Genomic DNA, 22,285 nt, shown 5'->3' with positions numbered 1-22,285 from the left:
AACAAATCTATCTAAAAAAGGGTGTAAAATATCTTACACCCAATCTCATCTCTTTAAACTATTAAAATAATCATTTATTTTAGCTTTTCTTTTAGCTTTGAGTTCATAAAAACCTTCTATTTTAACACCTTCGTATGATCCAGTCTTACAATTATTTATACATTTAACAGCATCTTTATTATCAACTTCAAATTCGTATGTAATTGCTTCTCTATCTTCTTTATTGTCTTTTTTAATGTTAATTATATTTACTCCATTAACGCCCATAAGCATTACTTGTATAAAAAAGTTTTTTGTTGTGTATTTTTTCATTATTCTAACCTCTCTTAATTCAATATTTTCTTTATCTCTAAATAGTTCATTAAACTTTTATTAATCAACCAATTCACATAATTTCTTAAAAATTCTATATTCAATTTCATTATTTATAAACATCCTAATTTCATCTTCTTCCATATCACTACTTAAATATGTAAATAAAATATCGGAAAAAGCATATATTAAATAAGTTCTTACTGCCTTAGAATCCTTCATTACCAATACTTTTTCTATCATTAATTCATCTTCATCAGTTGTTCCAATTTCTTTAGAATAATTAACATAGTCTGCTAAATATCTTCTTATATAATTGTATTCGTTATAAGAAAAATCCATATTTAAAATATCTTCTATATAACTTTTTTCGTGCCTTGTAAACTTAATTTCATTTGCAGTAAAAATATATCTCTCAAATTCAACAGTCTCTTTTGTTATTGGATTAACTCCTGTTATAGTTTCTTTTTCTATTTTAAAAATATCATTAATTTTTATCATCTTCATCTACCCCTTTTATTTTCTTATATAAACTCATTTCTTTTTTATCTAAAATTTCTTTTAATTCATAATCAGTATAATCTTTTAGCAAACTATAATAATAATTAATTGCCTGTCCTTTTTCCTCTAAACTTATATTATTAGAATGTTTAAGATTATATATAATTTTTCTTAGTGGAAAGTTAATAGCATTATCCCAATCTTTATAATTATCTTTAACTCTTTTAGCCATCATTTCATATTCTTCATCTGAAATATTTAAATTTATATATCTATTTACTTCTTTTATAGTAGAAATAAATAGAACATCTTTAGCTTTAAATAACTGCTTATCTTCCGTCTTAGATAAAACCGTAGGTATAATTCTATCTTCTATATCGTATAATTCTCCTGCTTTAATTTTGTTATTCTTAACTGTCTTGAACTCGTTAAAAACTAAATCATTATCTATCTTAAACGCTATATTAGTATCATAGTCGCCACAATAATCATTTAAATCTAATTTGTATAATTCTATAAAATACTTTTCTGCATCTGCTAACTCTTCTTCGCTTAATTTATCGCTAAAATCTAAATATATAACTCTATCTGTTTTAGGATTATATTTAGCTAATTCATATTTATGAAGTGCAAATCTTTTATAAATATTGCAAGTCTTTCCTATATACTTCATATTATTAAATTCATTTAAAATAAAATATATAAACTTACCTTGATACTTCTTAGAAAACTCTTCATAATACTCTTTGTTTTTCTTAGTAAGCTCCTCTTTATTTTCTTGAAAATAAGCTTTATGATATTCCTTATACTTATCTCTAGAATTGTATTCCTTCCATTTTTCTTTATTATTCTTATAGTAATTCTTCATATACTCACTCATCTTTTATTCACCTCACTACCCTCTAAAAATATAATCTAGTGCTTTTAAGAATAAATTAACAAAGTAAACTAATGCAATATAATATACTCCTACTACACCAACTACAAATAAATTTCTCAATAACGTTAATACAAATTCCCTAATATCCATTAACCCAACACCCTTTCTTTAATATTTTTTTATTATTTATAACAGCCTAATAATTACTATTAAGCTCTATTTAAATAATAAAGAGAAGGCTAGATTTACAAAACAAAACCTAGCCAAAATGAATTATATATGGAAAAGAATCAAAATAACCTTATATAAGGTCAAGTAAAGCTTTATAATAATAAAACCTTAATTTACATTATATAAGTAATAAGCAGTTTTTACTCTTGCTTAGGAGCGTAGCTTAATAATTAATTAAAGAAGTCATATTTAAATGACTATTACGATTTAGTAAAAATATAACTTTTAAGTGGAGTTATTAACCACAAAATAAGAAATAAATCCTATTCACCTACACCATATCAAGGGTATGGAATACCCGAAGATATAAAAAAAGATGTAGCTATTACACTACATCTTAATATATTTTTATTTTTCTATTTCATTTACTATCATTGACTCTTTTTCTCTTATATCTTTATCATACACCAACGCTTTATTAAGCCATTCTTTAGCAGAGTTTATTTTCCCTATTTTATTAAGAACTTCAGCTTTTATCATATATAAGTTTGCTAAATATTTTTCATCATTTATATCTGCAAATTCTATTGCTTTTTCTAAATTCTCCATACCTTCCTTAAAGTTATCTAATATAAATTCTTTTTTTGCCATTTCAGCAAATATAATAGACAATTCATCAGTATTTTTGCTATTATCCTTAAGATTAAGTAATAACGAATCAATAGTAATATTTTTTATTTCTTTTAATAATATAATTAATATTTTCGCTTTATCTAAATCTTCAGTAGCATTTATATATGCATTCATAATCTTTATTACATCTACATCGAGCTTTTTATTCATATCCATCATACCCCCTTTTATAGATATATAATTCTACAAAAATTGGTAAAACCCTTTATTAAATAATACTTATTTATGTAATTTACTTTAAATATTTTAAAAGAAGAGTATATTTCCATTTCAAACTTTCTTCTTCATATATATGTTCAATATTAATTAATTCCATTTCTATTCTAGCTTTTTTTTCATTGCTGCTAAGATAATCAGATATTATAAACTCTTGTAAATCTTTCATAATATTTAAATACTTAGATTTAATAAAAACCTCTTTATTTTCAATTTCACTAACTTTATCATTTATTGTATCTAAAATAAATTTCTCTTTAAATTCAACGTATAATTTACACAACTCTAAATATGTTTTTAATGCTAATATCATATCTTTTTCCGTATCTAACGTATTTTTATTAAACATAAATATTAATCCCTGATAAAAGACTACTCCAGTAAAAAATCTTTCTATAGCTTCATAGTATGTCTCAATACGAGTAATATAATTAGTTCCTATCACAAAAAAAAATGAAATAATCGTAACTTCCATGAAATAAACTAAAAATTGCTTAACATATTTACTCTTCATTCATTAATCCCCCTTTACCTAATTCTTATAATTCTATAGTCTATTAAATTTTCCTTCTTTAATATAGCGTTCTTTTACCTTTTACCACCATCTAGGAATAATAAGTTTCATTAGCTCGTAAACTTCGCTATTCAACTAAATCATTCCTACCTAGCCGAAAAGGTAAGCCACTAAGGCAAACCAAACGTCTAAATTAAAACAACATTGAATTAATTATATACCCCTTTTTTCTAATAATATATTATATTAGATAATTAGGGTATAACTTCTGAATCAGCAAATTTTATATGTACCTTTTTTTATTGTATTATTAGCAAACCAATCAGAAACAATTTTATTTTCCCTAGCTTTATTAAATTCTTTAGTAGATAATCCAGTATGTTCATATATATCTTTAGTTCTTATTATGACTCCTTTTTCAAGACTATCAATGTATTTCATTATCTTTTGAGGGTTAGTCATTTCTTTTCCATTCATAGCTTTTCTATCCATAGTTTTTGCTTCTGCAAATATATTAGGTAAGTATTCCTTTCTTTTAGCTCCAGTAACCTTTTCAATCTTTTTCACCACAGCATTATAATTGTTAGAACATAATAAAAATACATTGCATATATCTTTATTGTTAAAATGCCTACACTTTATTCTCATTATATTTTGAATCGTATCTATTACTAAATCACTTTCCATTATTAATTGCATTGTTTCATTTTTAAATCTACCCTTACTATTTTCTAGTATTTTTTCTATATCTGAATAAATTTTATCTGTATCCTGTACAACATTCCATTTCTCTTCAGCACCTGTTAATGCTATATATGTTGCTAAATAAACATCATTTGACTTTCTGTTTAATCCTAAGTGAACCATATCAGAATAGCTATTCCAGTTATTTTTACCTTTTATATCTCCAAAATAAGCAATTTCTTTACTATTTATACGCATCTTAAATTGCTGAAATAAACCACTTTTCTTACCATATGTAGCTATAAATAAGTCATTTCCTAAAGTATTAATATAATTACATATATTCTCCAAATGTTTTATATTTGTTTTTAAATAATTTTGACTTGTAGAAATTGGTATGTGATGTAAATTAATATCATTTTCTTTACTATCGTCTAGTTTAAAAATATTATATGTATCTGATATAGTATAATGTTTGTCATACATAGCAGTTGCATCAAAAATTACAGTTTTACATTTATCTTTATCGAATTTATTTGTGTTATTTTTTATTAAAATAAATTTTCTACTATTATCTTGAGTCTTATCTCCATTGCTAATGAAAAGACAACCATTTTTATTTATATCTTTTAATTTATATATAGAATCATACAACCTAGTTGGTGCTAATTCACTTAATTTATTAAAGAATTTCTTATCTGTTGCATGTGATAATAGACAATCATTACCTGAACCACATACCCAATTTATATTATATTCTGTATAACTATCCCTAACTCCATCTAACCAATTATAAAACCTTTTCCAATAACTTATTAAATATGCCCTATCCTCACCTTTAGGAAGTGCTTCTAATTCAATCCTAATGTTACTTAAATATTTTTCATCAATAATTTCAGTAGATATTATAGGTGGTTTCTCATCGCATATTAATATTTTTCTTTGCCCATCTTTCCACTTATATAATAATTCCCTTTCACATTCCTTCATCTTAAAATACTTTTGAGTAGACAATAACACTATTGGATATCTATACTGTTCATTTAACTGCTTCAAAAATTCTTTTCTATTATTCTTATATAGCTGTCCTTCATCTTCTTTATTGTATTTCATTAAATAACATCTATCATGTAGTCCATTATAATTTTCTATTTCTTCTAATCTCTCAAGCCTGTCCGTAATGACTATTGCTCCATGACCATAATTATCTAATTGTGCTTCTCTAGGAACTTCTCCCCAAAATCCATAATTATTAACAAGTTGATTTAATACTGCTTTTATAATAGTCGATTTACCCATACCACACCTATTATGATTCACTTCGATTTTACCATCCATTTCCAAGTTGAATATTTTATTAGCTAAGTTCTTAGCAAATTCTATCTGTTTATCCGACACATTTGGTATATTTTCTTTATATTCAGCTACCGCCATATTAATTTTAAACTCTTTTGTTCCTTTTATACCATAACCATAAACTTTCTTTCCCATAACCTCTATCACCATACCCCTTTACCTTGTTAATTAAGTTCATATTTACACCATTTATCATACACTTCTCTAGTCTCATCTCTATTGAATATAAAAACTAAAGTATCTGTATAATATAAATCTATTGGTTTTATTCCATACTTTATATACATGCTTGCCTGTTTATAATTAACTATTTTTATTATATTTTTCTCTTTCATTGTTCCCCCTACTTCTCAGTTGATTCAATCAACCCATTTTTAAAACTCGGTCTTTCAACGGACTCAAACTATACTATTCAACACTTCCAAATTAGTTGGGAAAGATTTTATTTAAAACCATCATACGGTGGTTTGAATCCGTTTAAAGTCGCCACTTATGGCTAAATTTAGCCAATCCTTTTAACGGATTCAAAATCTCAAGAGGAGGGAAAAATCCCCACCATTATTACACTTCTATAAAAAGAGTTAAACTTTTAGCTTCTTTATAATCAGTTACTTTTTTAGGCGAAAACTCTCTCTTTACTACCTTATAATCACCATCTTCAAAATCCATAAAATTAGGATATAAAGTACCTAGCTTGTCTTTATTCGCTAAAATATCTTCATCTTTTTTAGTAATTGTATCTCCTTCTTTTATAGGAGCATAAGTTAACTCATTTATCCTTATTTTTTTAACTTCCCCTAGTTTTTCTCTTTTCTTTAAATTGTCTTCTTTAGATAAATTGATATCAGTCATTTCTTTTAATTCCTTTTTATAATCCTTATATAGATAGTGAATAGTTCCCTCATTATCTAAAACATAAGAATTTATTAGTCCTTTGGCTCTTTCTAGTAAAACACTCTTAAATTCTTCAAAGAAAAACTCAAAGATATAATATGGCTTAATTCTATTATTAAACTCATCCCTATATTTAGCTAAAGCTAATAGAATTTCTTTAGGCTTGTACTTACTACGTATATCACTATCTATTTTTTCATTAACCTTTAAAGAAAGCTTCAAAAGTTTATTATTTCTCTCCTTTTCCGATAAAGCTATCTTATTATTTATAGTTGTTAATTCAGGTTCATCTTTTATATTCTTTTTTTCTTCATATAGTTTTTTAGTTGGCTCTTTTATTAAATCAGCAACTTTAAGATAGTTTTTATATATCTCACCTAGGCTAATTAATAAATCATCATTTAAAGTATATCCTTCTTTTTCTACACTTCTCATCACCGTATAAATATGGTCGTTCTTACCTTGTTTTAATTCCTTTTCCCTTGCTTTAAAGCCTAACTCATTAATAATTCTACGACAAAATTCATTAAGTACAGTATTGCTATATTTCACATCTTTATAATTAACAGAACGATTTATTTCCCTATACTTGGCATGATATATATATAGTGGCTTACGTTCTTTTATAAAATCCAAACTAAATAAAGGCTCTTTTAATTCATCATCGACTTTTATATTGGTCTTTACTTGGTCAATAGCTACCATCTGAAGATATAAAGTATAATAAGAATATTTCTTATATTTTTGAAACTGCTTTCTAGTAAATATTTTTTGTTCTTCATAAGTCGGCTCAAAATATCTTTCTTTTATATACTTTTCAAAATCTTCATTTAAATTTTTATAAGCATCTTTTCCCTTTTCTTTTATATATTTTTTATAATACCAACTATAAAATTCAACTTTACTTGCAAATTCATTAAACTCATTTTTTATGGCAATTGCACCTATTCTATTAGAAATTCTTGCACCATAGTTACTAAGCTGTCCTATTGTATTTCCGGATGTCTCAAGGATACACTCATACATATTTTTCTTTTCTTTATCGTAAATTCTCTTATCTGCCTTTCCATCAAACTGATTTCTAAAACACCATCTAACCCCTTCTTCATCGACATCTTCAATTACAGAATTATAAATTGTTTCATTATCTATAACTAAACTTATATCTGTGTCTTCATCTTCACCACTTTGCCTCATCATGAAATCATCAAAAGCATAAAATATGATATCTTTGCTGAAATCTTTGAAATATTTAGCATACATTTCATTTTTTACTAATGTAGTTTTAATTAATTCTGTTGCAGAGTTTAAAGGACACCTAGCTAAAACTCTATTTCCTTCTTCATTTGGAACATAGTTTGTTTCAGGCTTAAGTCCATTTTCACTTATATACCCTTTAATTCCTTTTATTTTTCCGTCCTCAATTATATAATCGCTCTTATTTAAACTTATCAAGCTATCGAAGTAAGAGAATACATCTTTTATAACTACTTTATAGTTTCCTTTAATATGAAATCTACCTCCAGCCATTAAGTTAATTTTTTTATTTATCATTTTATCGATTAAATATTTGCAATTTCCTGCTTTAACTAAGTCACCATCTAATTGCAAGGCTTGATGTATTTTAGTATAAGGAGTTAAATCTAACCCCTCTAATTCTTCATCATTCTTTGCCCAATCGCCGAGCATAATTCTTAGCGTATCAATCATCTTTTCTTTATCTTCATTTCTATATAACAAGTTAGTATATACTTCTATATCTTCTGTTGCTAAGTTATAAAGTTCACTATAAGTTAATGCTAAATTGCTCAAAATTTGATAATTACTTAAAGAATATTCTTTAGGTTCTTCCTTATTAAATTTAGTTATACATAAACTATTAAAAAGTTTATTGTACTTTGGGTACTCTTTTCTTGATTTAACCATCTCATCATAACTATTAAATAACTTACCCCATTTAACTAAAGATTCATTGAGCACTAAATCGACTTCAAATAAATCAACATCGTTACTCCACATATCTTTAACTATAAGCTTGTCTAAGCCTTTTTCTTCTTTAAGATACTTCTTCCAATCGAACTTAACTAAAAGACCTTTTGACGCATTACCTAACATTCTAAATCCAACCCAATCTATTCTATAGCCTTTATTTAACTGCCTAGTAATCTCACCTGCCACAGAAGGCATCATAAATCCTGAGCCATCCATAGCTATATGATCTACTTCTAAGTCAGGATATTTTTCTAGTCTTAAATTATCTTTATCTATAACCTTTGTTTCTTTTCCATCCTTATCTACAACTTTCTTTTCTGCAAATTGTAAATAATTATTTATATATGTGAATGTCATTTCTGGTAAAACTGCAAACTTTAAAGGCTTTCGAAAATAAACCATAGTTCCAGACGATAGTAATAAGCTTAACCTTGATACTATATCTTTATTTATACAGATTTCTTTACCTTCTAAAGTCTTCAATTTTCCACATGATGCTACGTTTTCTAATTCATCTATAAAACCTTCATCTTCCTTATTAATAAAGAAATAATCACATTTAGTTTCAAGTTCCATATTTTCATGCTTCATTGCTCCAACTGTAGTTAAAAGAGCAACATATTCTATGTCTTTATACTTAAAACCATTCATTAACAAATCTCTAGCTTGTATTTTATCATAAGGAAGATTTACTTTTATTATATTTTCAGCTATATCTTTAATAGCCCTACTTTTATATGTACTATAAATTTCAAACAGATAATTATTATCCATTGTTATTTCATTTTCTTTATATGTCTTCTCTATTACTGTTCCTTCTTCTGTTTCATTAGTTTTTACGTTAATTAATAATTCCTTAATCTTAATACCTTTCATACCCTTTAACCCCTTTTAATATTATTTTTTGATAAAGATTAACCTTACCACACACACTAAAGCACGTGAGGACGGTAGTCCTTACTGCTTTTTAACTTTTAATATATCTTTTTTACAAGCTTACAACTGGCTTAAATTTTATTTTTACACCTCCTAATCTATCTAAACATAAATAATTACACTTATCATACATATGTTTGATTTATTTTTAAAATACTATTGACAATCTAAATATCAATCTGTATAATGTAAAATATAAACACAGTATTTGATATAATGCTATATTAATACCCAAAACACTATACTTTTATATATTAGCATGTTTTATAATTATTATCTAATCTCATATGCACTAATTATTGTCAATATAAGTTGATTATATTAATTTAGATTAACTTATCTTTTGTTTTCTTCAAATTCCTATTTTCATCTTTTAAATAAATTTCTAATTTTATACGTTTAGTATATTTTTATCTAAGCGTTTATTTGTGTTTTTAGCCTTATTCTAGCTTTGTATTTTACAACGATAGTTTCTACCTAATTAGCTATGAAACCATTCCTATATCCTTAGATTGACATACAGGCTCATTATCTAACGCATAATACTCTAAATACTTTCTTTCTAAATCTTCTATTTCTTTTGGTGCACTCCATTCTTCTTCACAAAATTGAATTCCTTTATTCTCTTTACTCATACTCATTTTCTAATCTCCTGTTATTCTATTTTTAGAATCTTATTAAGTCTTTTTTTCATTTCTTCATCTATAGTACACTTCCTATTTGTAAAATGAGGAAAAACATTTATTATTTTATATTTGTTAACATGTAAAACTAAATGCCCATACTTACGAAAATATTTATTTTGACTGCAACCTAGAACAAAATCTCTTTTTATCTTTTTTCTTGCAAGTTCATCACTTATATTTTTATTATTTACAGTACATTCTTTATAACTTTTTATCGCTTGGTCGGACACTCTTATCTTTTTTAATCTTTTCAAGATATTTTCATCATCTAAAACGAGCAAGAATTTTTTCATATTAACGCCCTCTCTTTCAATAAACCGCTACTATTTCTATATATTTATCATCACCAATAATCAATTCAAGTGATTCGTAATATTCAGCTACAATTTCTTTTATACCTAATTCCCTTATCCTATCAAGTAATCCATCTAAGCTTATCAATTCTGATTCATTATCACTACACACTTCTGATACAGCCACCATTTCAAATTCCAAATTCCTTAAACCTTTGATAAAATTTCTTAATTCTTTCATTTTCCATTCCCCCTCATATTTTATAATAAATTCATTTACAATCTTTACCTTATGTATTAAGTTTACAACCGTTTAATGGTATTGTCAACCATTAAATTTATTTTTTTTATATTTGATTGTTAATATTAACGTTTGATGTTATAATCAGTTTATGGAGGTGAGTTATTTGTTAAAGACTAGATTGCATATACTAATGGCAGAAAAAAGAATTAACCAACAAGAGCTTTCTGACGCAACTGGAATTGGTAAAAATACGATAAGTAGATATTTTAATGATACTTATGAAAAAATAAATAAAAAGGATATTGATATTCTTTGTAACTTTTTTAAATGTACACCTAATGACTTATTTGAAGTTGAAATCGAAAAAAAATAAGAGAGTATTCATTTACCCTCTTATTTTTAACCATTGTCTACCAGCCTTTCTTATTGTATGCTTTCAATTTTGAAATATCATAACAATTCAATTTTAAAACTTCTTCCATTTGTTCAAATTCTTTTAACTTATTTAGTATTTTATTATTAACTTTAATTAACTCTGTAATTTCATCTTTTTGTTCATTTATTTTAATTTCACAATTTTTTATATATTCTTTCATACCCATTATATCTTCTTTTATTAATTTAATATTTTCCTTAATCTCTTTATCATTTTTATAGTAATCATGCTTATCATCAAAATGTGTTTCTATATTTTTTAAAAAATAATTATTTACATCTATTTTCATACTTTTTTCATCATAATATAGTAATAATTTTATATAATTTTGATTAAAGGATATAAATATTTCTTCATCTCCATAAATTAAATTATATGAATTATTATATAATTTAATGTCATTGTCTATATTTATTGATTCATAATGTTTTTTATCTGACTCTGAATTTATATTATATATGTATTTATTCATTATTGGTCTATTATTTAAAATAAATCTAAATAAATGATTTTTATCTAACTTAATACTTTTATATATAACTTTTTTATCTATCATTTCATTAAAAATTTCAACTCTTTTTTTAGAATCATCTATTTTTCTTAGCTCTGAAACTAGATCCTCATTACTCTTTATATCTAACGAAAGAAATTTTTTTAAATCTTCTCCTATTTCATCTCTATTATTTATCCAATCATAAAACATTTCTTTATCTGAAATATTAACAATAATTTCTTTCTTTAATTTAATTTCAATATCATCAATTATTTTTATTATCAAATTATTTAAATTTTTATTTAAAACCTTATAAAATCTATCAACCTTATCTCTACACACTATACATTCACAATTAAATATAAAAAATTCCCTCTGATTTTCTGTTTTTTTAACAGTATGTTTACAGTTGTTGCATATAAAATCAGGATTAAAACATTTTCCATACTCATTTATTTTTAATTTTCCCTGTGATTTGCAGGAATAACAAACTTCATTTATTTCTATTTCTTTTCTGTATTTTGAATTTACTTTCAATATATTTTTTAAATCTGTCAAATTTATCTTTTTCTTATCCTTGTACTCCTGATTAGTGTACTTCCAGTAGGCATAATTAGCTATATTTTTCCTAACCTTATAGTCAATATTATTTATGTATTCATCATTTAATTTTTCATTATTCATTATTCTATCTAAGATATATTTTTCTTCTCTTGTTGCTTGTTGTTCAATATAGTCAAAATTATCATATACTTTCTCATGTAACTCTTTATTAGATATTTTCCTATAATTAAACTCTCCCCACTCCATAATTTCGCATATTATACTTCTAATTTTACAGAATTCATTGTATAGATTTAAATCTAACTTAAGATCAATTTTTATTTCACTAATTTTATCATCTTTAATGTAATCCACCTACTTTCCACTAATTATTATAAATCATATTTTTAATCATATTAATCTAAATTTATTTAATTTAGTTTATAAAAAATAGATATAGAATCTACTAGTTATTAAAATAACTATCCTATATCTACCTTTAGCAACTTAAATCAATCTACTTTATTATTAAAATAACTCAGCTAGTTTCATTTTTTCCACTTTAGAAAATACGTCCTCTCTTATTGTTTTTAGAGTATCTTTAAGTTCGTCATGCATTATTGGAGGATAACATATATTAAAACTATTAAATGAAACTTCTACTTGTATCTCTCGCGCGCTCTCTCTACCCTTTTTAAAAAAGCCAAAAATATCACACATTTTCAATTCAAATTCTGCTACCATTCTATCTATATAATTTAAAAATTTTATATCCCTATTTATATTAATTGATCTATCATTTATTATAATATATAATCTGTCACAATAATATTTTCCTACATGTAAATGGAACTCTATCGCTTTTGAGTCCTTTGCCCAAGAATATACATATGATTCGTCAGAAACGAACTGTAAGTTTAAACCTTCATCCATTTTATAAACCTCCTTATATTTAATTATTATTACCATAAAGAGAAATATTATTATTAACATCTTCCATTCTATAATATCTATATAGGTTTAGGTAATTTAGTAATAAAACTAGCATATCCCTCTGAATAACTTATAAGATTCATACTATGATATTTTTTCATATCTTTTAAATCTTCATACTCTAAATTTTCAATTTTATTTTTTAAATAATTGAAATCATCATCAGTACAACCTTTCATTAACATAAAACTTCCATTAGAAGTAACTAGTGCTTCAAATATATTTGTTATCTGTCTAATATAATGAATACTTAAAACTGGTTTCAATGCAAATTTTCTAGCTTGAACTAATATATATTCTAAAATGGTTAAGCTAGTTGGAGCTTGAAATACTTCATCTATTATAAAATTACATCTGTTAGGTTTCTCTTGTTCACTACCACGTAGTTGACTAGCTAACCACACCTTAGTAATCCAAAATGTTACTAATATATTTTTTTGCATTTTAGTAGGGAAATCATTATCCCTCATTTGTATCAATATAACTTTATTCTCATCTATACATTTTTTAAGATCTATATTATTATTTGGATTTGCCTTATACATATATTTCAACTTAAAATTACTTCTTAATAAGTCAACTCTATCTAATATAAAAGATATTTTAGATGATTTAGTACCTACTACATTCCCCTGCTTATCATAATCATCTATTTCTTTCAATGTATTAATCTCATCTTCCAACTCATCTTTTAACTCCAAACTTAAACTATCTATATAAATCTTTCTTTTTTTATAACTTTCTAAACAATCTATAACATTCTTAAGTGAACTTCCACCTTGTACTCCAACAATAATACATGCTGAATTAAATAATCTTCTCATAGAACTTGACAATGGATCTCCTATTGAAATAGCATCTATTAAAGACATTAACTGTTCACTTTGCATACTTGCTATATCTAACTTTTTATAAATACTCATATTTTCATCTATTTTTATTTCACTATAACTAAATGCTTGTATATCTTTTTCTTCAGCTAGATTTATTTTAACCAACCTATCTTTAGGTGTTACCTTTGCTATATCTTCACTCAGTTCACAATTCTTAATAAAATCTAATACAATTACTGATTCATTAGCTTTAATACAGTCAGCTGAATAATTACATAAGAAAGTAGTTTTTCCTGCTCCTTGACCTCCAACACACGTTAAGGATGTATTAGCGCTATTCCATTCTGTATCTAAAAATGTAGATATTTTATTACCTTTATAAGTTGCTTCACCTAGTCTCTTTGTACCACTTTGAAGTTTTACAGGAATATTGTTTTCTTCAATCTTGATATGATTTATTCCATGTTGCATCAATAATGCACGTCCCGGTATTTTAATAAAATTAGAAACTTCATCGACACTAAATATATTCTTACTTATATTAAAGCAATAATCTAATATATTTATCTTTTTCTTTATTAGCCTATAAGTAATTTCATTATCTTCATCCAAAACTTTTAATGATTGGCTCATACTATTGCATAGTTCTTCTTTATTACTTAATACAGCTATTTCTGTAGGTATTATTAGTGCCTGTTTCTTATTCTTTGTATTGTTAGATAATTCTCTTTGTTGCTCCAAAACTCCTATTATAGCACTATATAAGCTTTGTTTATCATCATTTTCACTTCCAGTAAAATCACAAAGTATCTCACAAACTTTATCCAGTATACTTATTGCACCTAGTAAAGTCATTTTCAAAATATATGCTGGTGTCATTATAGCCTTTTCTAAGCTTTTGTTTTGCTTTACCTTCTCCATAGTTTCGTTGTACTCTTCAATCCATCCAAATTGACTCCTAGGCATAAAATTAGTTATCATCGTAACTCTGTCTTCAGACTTCATTACATCCATTGCAGAAAGAATATAATTTAAAGGGTCATTAGATTTCTTATCATAAGTCAAGCTTAAAGCATCACCTTTAGTAGTTCTTACTTCATAGATATAATCTTGTTTAATATCAACAAATGGATTTTCAACTTCTTCTACAGTTGCCTTACTCCATATTTCATTAATCTTTTCTAGTAATTGATTTTTAAGCAGCTTAGGAATTATAAAATAGAAATTTGCATTATTTTCAACTATATCTATAACGTAACTTATCTTAAAATTACACTCTATTATAAATTTCTTTTGTTCCCTATATAGTTTTCTATTAAGTGTTTTATAAGTCAAAGCTATCATCTTTGCTATTTGTGTGCTGTTAAAATTTCTTATACTCTTATGACTAGTTATTTTAATAAATATATAAGTTGGTTTTCTGATCTCAATATAATTACTAAACTTTAAAGATTTCAACTTAAAGCCCCCTTTAAAGCTTGGATTAATATATAAGTTACGATAGAGATACTTACATATTTACCTGCCTTTTTACAACCGCATACATAAAGTATTATAGATATCATTGCGACAGTTAAACATATAATATAGCTACTACTCACTAAACCCTCTAAAATGGCTTTTAAAAGCTCTCCTAACATCTTCTTCATATCTATTCACCTAGAATGCAGAAGCCACTACATCAAAGAAATAAGGCAATAAATACATGGTTGCAAACACGATTACATACTTAAAAATAATTCCAAATATTTCGCTTGTATTAGTGCTACCCTTCATAATGCTCTTAACTATCTCAATAAAAGCCATTATTAAAGCTACCCACCTACCTAATCCTTGGAATATTCCTAAGAAAGTGTTACCTAACGTATCTATCGCACCTACAGGATTTGATACTTGCACTGTTAATGTATTCTTGTAAACTTCAATTCCTCCTACTACTCCTGCAACCATAAAAGCTAATAAGTTATATGCAGTTTTATTCAGCTTCCCTATTTCTTTATCTACTCTATTAATTTTATAAACATCTTCTAGTGTTAATATACCTTTTTTATAAGCTTTCCATTGTTCCTTATTAAATGTTATTTCTTTATTAGTTAAAGTTAGTAAATTATCTATAAAATTCTTTTTCATAATTCCTCCATACATAAATTATTTAAAACAGGTTAAACTAAAAGTAGATTAAGAAAGGATGTGCTCAAAATGACTTTTACATTTGGAATTGCAGTTGGAGTACTTGTAAGTTATATAGTAGCTGAAATAGTAGTAAAATTTGTTTTATAATATTAAAAATAGGAACAATTCAATATATTAATACATAAACTACTAGCGTAACGTAGTTAGCGTTGTAGTTGTCCTAGCCCAAGTCTTACCTCAAAGATTTAGGGCTTATTTTTATGTCTTTATACCTAATCCTGCCAAGAAATGCTCATTGAATTTTTAACTTCTTCTTTTTTAGTTGGCTTACAATTATATTTTTTCATATCATCTATAATTAATTGCTTTATATATATACTCATTGATAATTGACTTTTTAAATAATTATAGATTTCCATTTCTGATTCCTTAAAACTAACACTAATCTTCATAACCACAAACTCTCCCCATATTTTTTAAACCCATTTGCATTACTCATTAATCCATCACTTTTGACATGTGAATAAGGTAATAAACTTCTTATTATTCCTTCTAATAAAATACTTCCTCCACCTGTAAAACATATATCGTAAGTATCTAAACTATACTCCACCCTCAACTTAGATATAAGATCTTTAATAAAATCTATAAATATATCTTTTCCAAATTTAATATCCCTTTTTTCACCCTTTATTTTTAACCCGCCTTTTAGCAATCTTTCTGTATCATCAATTTTCAAATCTAAACTATACTTACCATTTATAGCATTTATAAAGTCCGAATATAAATTTAATGTTCCTATTGGTATCGATACTGGATGTTCTATTATTCTTTTATTATTTTTTACACTTAATAAAGTACAATCAGTCGTCCTACCACCAATATCAACTACTATTCCCTTAAAATTATCTTCAACACTTGCTATTCCTTCCGGATAAACATCTACATTAGTTATATATACGTTGTATTGCTTGTTATTTAAGCTACCTTGTAAGTGGTAGTGTTCTTCTACCTTTTCAATTAATTCTTCTCTATCAGCCTTATATTGACTTATAGGAAGACCTAAAACTAACTGCACCTCATTACCTACATCGCTAAGTGCCAACGATCCAAATAATAATTTTAAATAATTCTCCTTGTTTATTTTTCTAAACTCCGTATCAAAGTTACCTTCTCCTATCTTATATTCTTCGTCATTTAATACAAGATTGTATTTACTCCCTAGTAAACTACCTACTTTGGATACTTTTGACTCAAAAATCACTCCTTTTGAACTTTTAGTATTAAAATTACCTATATCTATGCCAATTATCATGCTTCTTTTTGCTCCTTTATTATTCTTTATAGTATATCCTATGGATAATTCCGTAAAAGTTTCCTAAAATATTTCCGTAATTTTATAGACAAAAAAATAAGACTATTATCTAGTCTTATTTATATCTTTTCTAATTAAATTTTTTAACCATTTTGCTTTACCTATATCTTTAGATTTTTCTAATATATAGTTGTATATCTCCATCTCATCTTCATTCGCTGTATTAAAAGTTATTTCTACTCTCTCATATTTCTTTTTCACCATAACACCACCCTTTTATATATTACCATATTATGTAAACATTATAAATAAGGTGTTTTTTATTGATATATTTTTACTATATTGCGTTAAGAATTTTATTGAGGTGATTTTTAATTGAAAAGTAAACAATCTTATATAACTATAGATTTAAGTATTTATTTATTATTATTTTTAATTCTTATATATTTTATTTCTTACTGCATTAATGTTGTCATATAATTTACGAATTAAATGTCTTATCAAGAAGTATTAGAATTGTCATAACTGATACGACATAAATTTCATAAATGGTATATCGAAAAAAAATAGCTTATAAAATCAACTTAATATATTAAAAAATATACTAAATTCATCTTATAAGCTTTACTTTATTATATAAAATCTTAATTTTAAATACGACTAATAAACTTCCCAATCTCCTTTTTTAAAAAATATTATAAACAGTTGCTTTTTAAATTTTATTTGTTTATAATGTAATTAACGTCTTGTTAATGGAGTTAGCAAGTTGAATGCTCTTAGAATTCGCAGTTCTAAGGGTATTTTTTTATACTTTTTATCATTCCCAACCTAGTAATTTATTTTCTAATTTATCCCACTCTTCTTTACTATAGTTTCTACCAGTAAAGTTATTAAATTTAAGTTTCTTTCTAGTAGTAGTTTTAGGAAAAGATTTTTTAAAATTAGTTGTTAATTCCTCTTTCTTTTCTTTAACTTTTTCAACTATTCCAACTAAACACTTCATTAAATTTGTTTTATTGAAGCCCCTGCGTTCCTTTGTAATAAAATTCATGGAACACAATTCTTTTAAATGTCTTTGCAAGCTACGAACAGAAATTCCTAAGCCATCTGCTAATTTTCTTTGCGAATGCCAAATCCCTCCTCTTTTAAAATCTAGTGAATTTATATATAAATATGTTTTTAATAGATGGGGCTTTAAACTTAAAACCTTATTTTCTATACTAAAATATCCTTGTTCATAATTGTTAATTTTTTTCATATTTAATACTCTCCTTATAAAATAAAAAACCTTTATTATAAAGGTTTTAGTTTACTATTGTATTAAATATATCAACATCCCACTGAATACTCATCATTCCTTCATTTGCTATAAACTTACAAGCCTTTTCATTATAATCCCCACTAGGAAATCTAAATAGTTTAACTTTTTCTCCAACAGTATCTTCAATAATTTTATTTGTTTTTTCCACCTCTGCTTTCATCCTTTCTTCAGAAATCTTACTGAACATAGGATGTATATAGCTATGGTTTCCTATCTCATGCCCCCCTTCTTTTATTTTTATAAGTTTATCTTTATTTTCTTCACTATAATTTACCCAACCCCCCATTATAAAAAAGGTTGCCTTTACATTATATTTATCTAGTATTTGTAATATGTTATAAAGTTCTTCTTTTTCAGCCCAATTTATATCAAAAGTTAAGGATAGTTTTTTTTCATCTGTACTAACTCTAAAAATTGGTTTATCGTTATAGACTTCCGTAAAGCTATATTTTGCTTTTTCAGTAGACACTATGGATATAATTACAGTAAATATCAATAATAATAAACTTAAGCCAACTCTATATCTTCTTTTCATTTAATCTCCTAAAAATTGCTTTAGTTAATTTATATTCCTTAAATTTTATAATAATGACTATAATATGTAGTTATGAAATTTTTAAATATTATGTTATAATAAACTTATACTTTCTAAAATGGAGGTTTAATATGTACGAAAATTCAGCTGAACTAGCAGAAAATAAATTATTAGTTTTATACGTTATGGAATCATTAAAACATCCAATAACTAATACTCAACTTACAGAAATTATTTTAGAAAATAATTTTATAAATTACTTTACTTTACAACAGTATATAAGTGAGTTAATATCATCAGATTTCTTAAGATATGAAAAAGTAAATGATAAAAATCTTGTTCATATAACAGAAAAGGGCAGTAATACCCTCTCCTTTTTTTCTGATAGGATTTCCTCAATAAAAAAGAAGATAATCGATGACTATCTTCTTTCAATGATTGAATCTATAAAAAAGGAGCTAACTATTCACAGCGACTACACTATAGGTAAAGATAATTCCTTTATTGTAGATTTGCAAGCCTTAGAAAATGATAACTTATTAATTTCTTTAAAAGTATCCGTACCAACAAAAAAACAAGCAACCTCACTATGCAATAGGTGGAAGTCTAACCCCTCAGACATATATAATAAAATTATGAACTCTTTATTTAGTGATGATAATTAATATAAAGTCATAGCATTAGGTTCTTTTCCTACTGTTATGGCTTTTATACTATCGTTAACTAAATCTAAACAAACTACTCTTCCATTTAAGTAATCTCCTATATATAATATATTGTTATGCTTAAGTAAAGTTCTAGGCATACCATTTATATTTATTTCTTTTATATTACTTAAAGTTGTCTTATTTATTAAATCAATACTATTATCCATTAAATTACAAACATATAATGTATTTTCATCTTCAAAAATATCAATAGGAACTTTTCCTACCTCTATTTTTCCCTGTGATTCCAATGTAATTAAATCAAATATTTCAATATATCCATTTTTTTCATCACCCATATAACTTTCACAAACATATAGTAACTTTCCATCATTAGATACCTTAACCTTTGTTGGATACTCTAATGTAATCAACTCACCTATAACTTTATTTATTTTAATATCTATAACTGATATATTATGACTTTGAAAATTAGTTATAAATAATAACTTTAGTTTCCTACTAATCTCAATGTTATAAGGCCAATTATTAGTTTTTATTTCTACTATAATTTTATTTTCTTCTAAATCATATATGACAACATCATTAGATTCTGAACATACTATATATAAATACTTATCATATCCAGTTAAATCATTTGGATGAGCCCCTACATATATTATACTTTCTTCCTTTAATGTATCCATATTTAATATAGATATAGAATTACTATAATTATTTGCTATATAGGCTATATTGTTATTAATATAAATTCCATTTGGGCCAAGAGGTTTTTCACCTTCAGTTAGTAATATTTCTTCACATACTATATCAGTATTAAGGGATGTAACTAAAGGTATTTTACTAATAGAGTCACTACCTGTATTACATACAATTAAAGAGTTCATACTACACCACCTTTATATTTAGCTTTTATTTATAGATACATTTATAATATATGTAGATTTTATTAATTTGGAACAAACTTTTATCTTTTACTTCAAAATTCTACATATAGCCTTTATTTTTTTTTAATATGAAGATATAATATTGTTGCAATAAAATTTGGAGGTATTACATATGTTCGTTTATAAAACTAAGGGAGTTTGTTCAACAGAAATTCATTTAGAAATTGAAAATGATATTATAAAAACAGTAGAGTTTGTAAGAGGTTGTCCTGGAAATTTAGTAGGAATATCAGCTTTAGTTTCTGGAATGAATGTTAATGATGCCATTACTAAATTAAAGGGAATAACTTGTGGAAATAAGGATACTTCTTGTCCGGATCAATTATCAAAGGCTCTAGAAGAATATAATAAAATTGCATAAAAATATTAATCATTTCTATAAAAAATAGGCTGTTATCTAACACAGCCTATTTTTTATAATTTTTCATTCCTTTTATTACTTGAGTTTTTATGTCCTTTAAAGGAAAGTTTTTACCTGGGCATAAAGTTTCATAAACATCTTTATGTCCTACAATTTTATAAATATCATATTTTAATGAAATATATATAGATAAATTTATTAAACTTTCAATTTGCTCTTTTGTTAATTTATCTTCCTCAAAATTTCCTTCTAAACAAATCCCAATAGATTTACTATTTTCACCTTTTGTATGAGCTCCTTCTGAATTTTCAGGTCTTCCTGAATAAATATCTCCATCTTTCCTTATATAAAAATTATATCCTATCCCCTTCCATCCTTTAGCTTTGTGATACTCATTTATGTCTTCTGGGCTCCAATAACTTCTTGCACAATGATGATAAATTATTTTATTAGGATTATTATTAAAAGTTAAATTTTCATTCCAATCATAATTTAAATCTATTATACTTAATTTTTTTTTCAACTCTTCAATATCTTCATTTAAAACTTTAACATTATAATATCTTTTGTAATCTATTCTTAAACCTTCTCTTATATAATCTCTTAAAATCACTACTAATAATATAATTATGATTACTACAGATAATAATAAATACTTTCTATTAATTTTTAAAATAATAAACAAACTAAATTCTCCTGACATTAATAACTTATTAATAAGATATTATAAAAAAAAGCAAATATTCTAAATTATAGAATATTTGCTTCCATAGTTAACCTATATTATAAAGCTACTAATTAAAGTTATAGTTGCACCTAATACTATAGCCATACTTATTAAGTCAATATTAATTTTCACATTAGAAATTTCAATTAAACCTTTACCTTCTCTAACTTTTGTTTCTAAAATTATATTAGCAAAGTATTGTGGATTTATTTGGCCAAATTCTTGAAGTGATAATCCTTGAGGGCTGCCATCTATTGAAGAAAAAATTACTCCCATTAAAACAATTATTCCTTCAACAAAAATTACATCTCTAAAATTGAATCCCTTTAAGTTAGAAATAATACTCCCAAGGAAATAGAAAACTACTAAACTAACCATAAAAATAAGAATAAAACTTTTAAAGCTTTTTAAATTATTTTTTATCATAAGAATCACCAACCACATTTCTTTGATATCAATTACATATTAGCATTTGTAAGACTTTATTACAATGATTACACAATTATAAAAATTATATCCAATTAATGATTATTCAAAAAACCCTTATTTTTTTACTATAAATATAAGTTAATCTCTTACTGATTTTTCTATATTCAATAAAAATAAAT

At 25.1% G+C, this 22,285-nt stretch carries 28 protein-coding genes; 3 read left to right on the top strand and 25 right to left on the bottom strand.

Annotated elements, in window-relative coordinates; translation table 11 throughout:
- Positions 1-45: 45 nt before the first annotated feature.
- From BN6774_RS09295 to BN6774_RS09255, 12 genes are all read right to left on the bottom strand, one after another.
- Positions 46-312 (bottom strand): hypothetical protein, encoded by a 267-nt coding sequence (locus BN6774_RS09295; RefSeq protein WP_066892925.1) that lies wholly within the window; start codon positions 310-312, stop codon positions 46-48.
- Positions 313-372: 60 nt separating this feature from the next.
- Complete coding sequence (locus tag BN6774_RS09290; protein ID WP_066892923.1) at positions 373-813, bottom strand: hypothetical protein; 441 nt, start codon at positions 811-813, stop codon at positions 373-375.
- The gene (locus BN6774_RS09285; RefSeq protein WP_066892921.1) at positions 800-1,693 is read right to left on the bottom strand and encodes a GIY-YIG nuclease family protein; all 894 of its coding nucleotides are present in this window, start codon (positions 1,691-1,693) and stop codon (positions 800-802) included. Before BN6774_RS09285 ends, BN6774_RS09290 begins: the two co-directional genes overlap by 14 nt.
- A gap of 15 nt (positions 1,694-1,708) precedes the next feature.
- The gene (locus BN6774_RS18975) at positions 1,709-1,843 is read right to left on the bottom strand and encodes a hypothetical protein (protein WP_268873136.1); all 135 of its coding nucleotides are present in this window, start codon (positions 1,841-1,843) and stop codon (positions 1,709-1,711) included.
- Between the two features lie 429 nt (positions 1,844-2,272).
- Positions 2,273-2,707: a hypothetical protein gene (locus tag BN6774_RS09280; RefSeq protein ID WP_159426829.1), complete on the bottom strand. Its 435-nt coding sequence runs from the start codon at positions 2,705-2,707 to the stop codon at positions 2,273-2,275.
- 82 nt (positions 2,708-2,789) lie between these two features.
- Positions 2,790-3,287, bottom strand: coding sequence for a hypothetical protein (locus BN6774_RS09275; RefSeq protein WP_066892917.1), 498 nt, complete (start codon positions 3,285-3,287; stop codon positions 2,790-2,792).
- A 273-nt stretch (positions 3,288-3,560) separates the two neighbouring features.
- Positions 3,561-5,462 carry a hypothetical protein gene (locus BN6774_RS09270; RefSeq protein ID WP_159426828.1) on the bottom strand — a complete coding sequence of 634 codons (1,902 nt, stop codon included), beginning with the start codon at positions 5,460-5,462 and terminating at the stop codon, positions 3,561-3,563.
- Between the two features lie 29 nt (positions 5,463-5,491).
- The gene (locus tag BN6774_RS18515; protein ID WP_159426827.1) at positions 5,492-5,662 is read right to left on the bottom strand and encodes a hypothetical protein; all 171 of its coding nucleotides are present in this window, start codon (positions 5,660-5,662) and stop codon (positions 5,492-5,494) included.
- 226 nt (positions 5,663-5,888) lie between these two features.
- Positions 5,889-9,089, bottom strand: a complete 3,201-nt coding sequence (locus BN6774_RS09265) for a hypothetical protein (RefSeq protein ID WP_066892913.1) — start codon at positions 9,087-9,089, stop codon at positions 5,889-5,891.
- A gap of 545 nt (positions 9,090-9,634) precedes the next feature.
- Positions 9,635-9,790 carry a hypothetical protein gene (locus BN6774_RS18510; RefSeq protein WP_159426826.1) on the bottom strand — a complete coding sequence of 52 codons (156 nt, stop codon included), beginning with the start codon at positions 9,788-9,790 and terminating at the stop codon, positions 9,635-9,637.
- 14 nt (positions 9,791-9,804) lie between these two features.
- Positions 9,805-10,128: a hypothetical protein gene (locus BN6774_RS09260; protein ID WP_066892910.1), complete on the bottom strand. Its 324-nt coding sequence runs from the start codon at positions 10,126-10,128 to the stop codon at positions 9,805-9,807.
- Between the two features lie 16 nt (positions 10,129-10,144).
- Entirely contained in the window at positions 10,145-10,369 is a 225-nt protein-coding gene (locus BN6774_RS09255; RefSeq protein WP_066892908.1) for a hypothetical protein, read from the bottom strand.
- Positions 10,370-10,535: 166 nt separating this feature from the next.
- Between BN6774_RS09255 and BN6774_RS09250 the strand changes: the two genes are divergently transcribed.
- Positions 10,536-10,745 carry a helix-turn-helix domain-containing protein gene (locus tag BN6774_RS09250; protein WP_066892906.1) on the top strand — a complete coding sequence of 70 codons (210 nt, stop codon included), beginning with the start codon at positions 10,536-10,538 and terminating at the stop codon, positions 10,743-10,745.
- Positions 10,746-10,782: 37 nt separating this feature from the next.
- Here the strand turns inward: BN6774_RS09250 and BN6774_RS09245 are convergent, their stop codons facing one another.
- The 10 genes from BN6774_RS09245 to BN6774_RS09205 form a co-directional block, all read right to left on the bottom strand.
- Entirely contained in the window at positions 10,783-12,219 is a 1,437-nt protein-coding gene (locus BN6774_RS09245) for a hypothetical protein (protein WP_066892904.1), read from the bottom strand.
- Positions 12,220-12,372: 153 nt separating this feature from the next.
- Entirely contained in the window at positions 12,373-12,777 is a 405-nt protein-coding gene (locus BN6774_RS09240) for a hypothetical protein (protein WP_066892902.1), read from the bottom strand.
- Positions 12,778-12,854: 77 nt separating this feature from the next.
- The gene (locus BN6774_RS09235) at positions 12,855-15,128 is read right to left on the bottom strand and encodes a type IV secretory system conjugative DNA transfer family protein (protein ID WP_066892900.1); all 2,274 of its coding nucleotides are present in this window, start codon (positions 15,126-15,128) and stop codon (positions 12,855-12,857) included.
- On the bottom strand, positions 15,125-15,319 hold the full coding sequence (locus BN6774_RS09230; RefSeq protein ID WP_066892898.1) for a hypothetical protein: 195 nt from the start codon (positions 15,317-15,319) through the stop codon (positions 15,125-15,127). Before BN6774_RS09230 ends, BN6774_RS09235 begins: the two co-directional genes overlap by 4 nt.
- 10 nt (positions 15,320-15,329) lie before the next feature.
- Complete coding sequence (locus tag BN6774_RS09225; protein ID WP_066892896.1) at positions 15,330-15,800, bottom strand: hypothetical protein; 471 nt, start codon at positions 15,798-15,800, stop codon at positions 15,330-15,332.
- A 275-nt stretch (positions 15,801-16,075) separates the two neighbouring features.
- The gene (locus tag BN6774_RS09220) at positions 16,076-16,255 is read right to left on the bottom strand and encodes a hypothetical protein (RefSeq protein WP_066892894.1); all 180 of its coding nucleotides are present in this window, start codon (positions 16,253-16,255) and stop codon (positions 16,076-16,078) included.
- Positions 16,252-17,118 carry a ParM/StbA family protein gene (locus BN6774_RS09215; RefSeq protein WP_066892892.1) on the bottom strand — a complete coding sequence of 289 codons (867 nt, stop codon included), beginning with the start codon at positions 17,116-17,118 and terminating at the stop codon, positions 16,252-16,254. Before BN6774_RS09215 ends, BN6774_RS09220 begins: the two co-directional genes overlap by 4 nt.
- A 105-nt stretch (positions 17,119-17,223) precedes the next feature.
- Positions 17,224-17,382 (bottom strand): hypothetical protein, encoded by a 159-nt coding sequence (locus tag BN6774_RS18505; protein WP_159426825.1) that lies wholly within the window; start codon positions 17,380-17,382, stop codon positions 17,224-17,226.
- A gap of 553 nt (positions 17,383-17,935) precedes the next feature.
- Positions 17,936-18,376 (bottom strand): helix-turn-helix domain-containing protein, encoded by a 441-nt coding sequence (locus BN6774_RS09210; protein WP_066892890.1) that lies wholly within the window; start codon positions 18,374-18,376, stop codon positions 17,936-17,938.
- 46 nt (positions 18,377-18,422) lie between these two features.
- On the bottom strand, positions 18,423-18,974 hold the full coding sequence (locus tag BN6774_RS09205) for a polysaccharide deacetylase family protein (protein ID WP_066892888.1): 552 nt from the start codon (positions 18,972-18,974) through the stop codon (positions 18,423-18,425).
- A gap of 131 nt (positions 18,975-19,105) precedes the next feature.
- On the opposite strand from BN6774_RS09205, the gene BN6774_RS09200 reads away from it, so the two are divergent.
- Positions 19,106-19,639 (top strand): DUF4364 family protein, encoded by a 534-nt coding sequence (locus tag BN6774_RS09200; protein ID WP_066892886.1) that lies wholly within the window; start codon positions 19,106-19,108, stop codon positions 19,637-19,639.
- On the opposite strand, the gene BN6774_RS09195 is transcribed toward BN6774_RS09200, so the two are convergent.
- The gene (locus tag BN6774_RS09195; RefSeq protein WP_066892884.1) at positions 19,636-20,529 is read right to left on the bottom strand and encodes a YncE family protein; all 894 of its coding nucleotides are present in this window, start codon (positions 20,527-20,529) and stop codon (positions 19,636-19,638) included. The genes BN6774_RS09200 and BN6774_RS09195 overlap by 4 nt on opposite strands.
- A 172-nt stretch (positions 20,530-20,701) precedes the next feature.
- On the opposite strand from BN6774_RS09195, the gene BN6774_RS09190 reads away from it, so the two are divergent.
- Positions 20,702-20,950, top strand: coding sequence for a TIGR03905 family TSCPD domain-containing protein (locus BN6774_RS09190; protein WP_066892882.1), 249 nt, complete (start codon positions 20,702-20,704; stop codon positions 20,948-20,950).
- A 46-nt stretch (positions 20,951-20,996) separates the two neighbouring features.
- Here BN6774_RS09190 and BN6774_RS09185 read toward each other — a convergent pair whose 3' ends face one another.
- Complete coding sequence (locus tag BN6774_RS09185; protein WP_235829600.1) at positions 20,997-21,635, bottom strand: peptidoglycan recognition protein family protein; 639 nt, start codon at positions 21,633-21,635, stop codon at positions 20,997-20,999.
- 93 nt (positions 21,636-21,728) lie between these two features.
- On the bottom strand, positions 21,729-22,103 hold the full coding sequence (locus BN6774_RS09180) for a hypothetical protein (RefSeq protein WP_066892879.1): 375 nt from the start codon (positions 22,101-22,103) through the stop codon (positions 21,729-21,731).
- Between the last annotated feature and the right edge of the window lie 182 nt (positions 22,104-22,285).

This window comes from Clostridium nigeriense, assembly GCF_900086595.1.
GTDB classification, from domain to species: Bacteria; Bacillota; Clostridia; order Clostridiales; family Clostridiaceae; genus Clostridium; species Clostridium nigeriense.
Note: the sequence above shows the minus strand (reverse complement) of the source record. Positions and strands in the feature narration are given on the sequence as shown.

Bases quoted from the DNA above. Each gene is read 5' to 3' on its own strand.
- BN6774_RS09195 (WP_066892884.1), bottom strand. From the start codon at position 20,529: ATGAACTCTTTAATTGTATGTAATACAGGTAGTGACTCTATTAGTAAA.
- BN6774_RS09220 (WP_066892894.1), bottom strand. From the start codon at position 16,255: ATGAAGATTAGTGTTAGTTTTAAGGAATCAGAAATGGAAATCTATAAT.
- BN6774_RS09230 (WP_066892898.1), bottom strand. From the start codon at position 15,319: ATGAAGAAGATGTTAGGAGAGCTTTTAAAAGCCATTTTAGAGGGTTTA.
- BN6774_RS18510 (WP_159426826.1), bottom strand. From the start codon at position 9,790: ATGAGTATGAGTAAAGAGAATAAAGGAATTCAATTTTGTGAAGAAGAA.
- BN6774_RS09295 (WP_066892925.1), bottom strand. From the start codon at position 312: ATGAAAAAATACACAACAAAAAACTTTTTTATACAAGTAATGCTTATG.
- BN6774_RS18515 (WP_159426827.1), bottom strand. From the start codon at position 5,662: ATGAAAGAGAAAAATATAATAAAAATAGTTAATTATAAACAGGCAAGC.
- BN6774_RS18975 (WP_268873136.1), bottom strand. From the start codon at position 1,843: ATGGATATTAGGGAATTTGTATTAACGTTATTGAGAAATTTATTTGTA.
- BN6774_RS09255 (WP_066892908.1), bottom strand. From the start codon at position 10,369: ATGAAAGAATTAAGAAATTTTATCAAAGGTTTAAGGAATTTGGAATTT.
- BN6774_RS09280 (WP_159426829.1), bottom strand. From the start codon at position 2,707: ATGAATAAAAAGCTCGATGTAGATGTAATAAAGATTATGAATGCATAT.
- BN6774_RS09270 (WP_159426828.1), bottom strand. From the start codon at position 5,462: ATGGGAAAGAAAGTTTATGGTTATGGTATAAAAGGAACAAAAGAGTTT.
- BN6774_RS09260 (WP_066892910.1), bottom strand. From the start codon at position 10,128: ATGAAAAAATTCTTGCTCGTTTTAGATGATGAAAATATCTTGAAAAGA.
- BN6774_RS09215 (WP_066892892.1), bottom strand. From the start codon at position 17,118: ATGATAATTGGCATAGATATAGGTAATTTTAATACTAAAAGTTCAAAA.
- BN6774_RS09205 (WP_066892888.1), bottom strand. From the start codon at position 18,974: ATGAAAAGAAGATATAGAGTTGGCTTAAGTTTATTATTATTGATATTT.
- BN6774_RS09225 (WP_066892896.1), bottom strand. From the start codon at position 15,800: ATGAAAAAGAATTTTATAGATAATTTACTAACTTTAACTAATAAAGAA.
- BN6774_RS09275 (WP_066892917.1), bottom strand. From the start codon at position 3,287: ATGAAGAGTAAATATGTTAAGCAATTTTTAGTTTATTTCATGGAAGTT.
- BN6774_RS18505 (WP_159426825.1), bottom strand. From the start codon at position 17,382: ATGGTGAAAAAGAAATATGAGAGAGTAGAAATAACTTTTAATACAGCG.
- BN6774_RS09290 (WP_066892923.1), bottom strand. From the start codon at position 813: ATGATAAAAATTAATGATATTTTTAAAATAGAAAAAGAAACTATAACA.
- BN6774_RS09285 (WP_066892921.1), bottom strand. From the start codon at position 1,693: ATGAGTGAGTATATGAAGAATTACTATAAGAATAATAAAGAAAAATGG.
- BN6774_RS09265 (WP_066892913.1), bottom strand. From the start codon at position 9,089: ATGAAAGGTATTAAGATTAAGGAATTATTAATTAACGTAAAAACTAAT.
- BN6774_RS09200 (WP_066892886.1), top strand. From the start codon at position 19,106: ATGTACGAAAATTCAGCTGAACTAGCAGAAAATAAATTATTAGTTTTA.
- BN6774_RS09210 (WP_066892890.1), bottom strand. From the start codon at position 18,376: ATGAAAAAAATTAACAATTATGAACAAGGATATTTTAGTATAGAAAAT.
- BN6774_RS09180 (WP_066892879.1), bottom strand. From the start codon at position 22,103: ATGATAAAAAATAATTTAAAAAGCTTTAAAAGTTTTATTCTTATTTTT.
- BN6774_RS09240 (WP_066892902.1), bottom strand. From the start codon at position 12,777: ATGGATGAAGGTTTAAACTTACAGTTCGTTTCTGACGAATCATATGTA.
- BN6774_RS09190 (WP_066892882.1), top strand. From the start codon at position 20,702: ATGTTCGTTTATAAAACTAAGGGAGTTTGTTCAACAGAAATTCATTTA.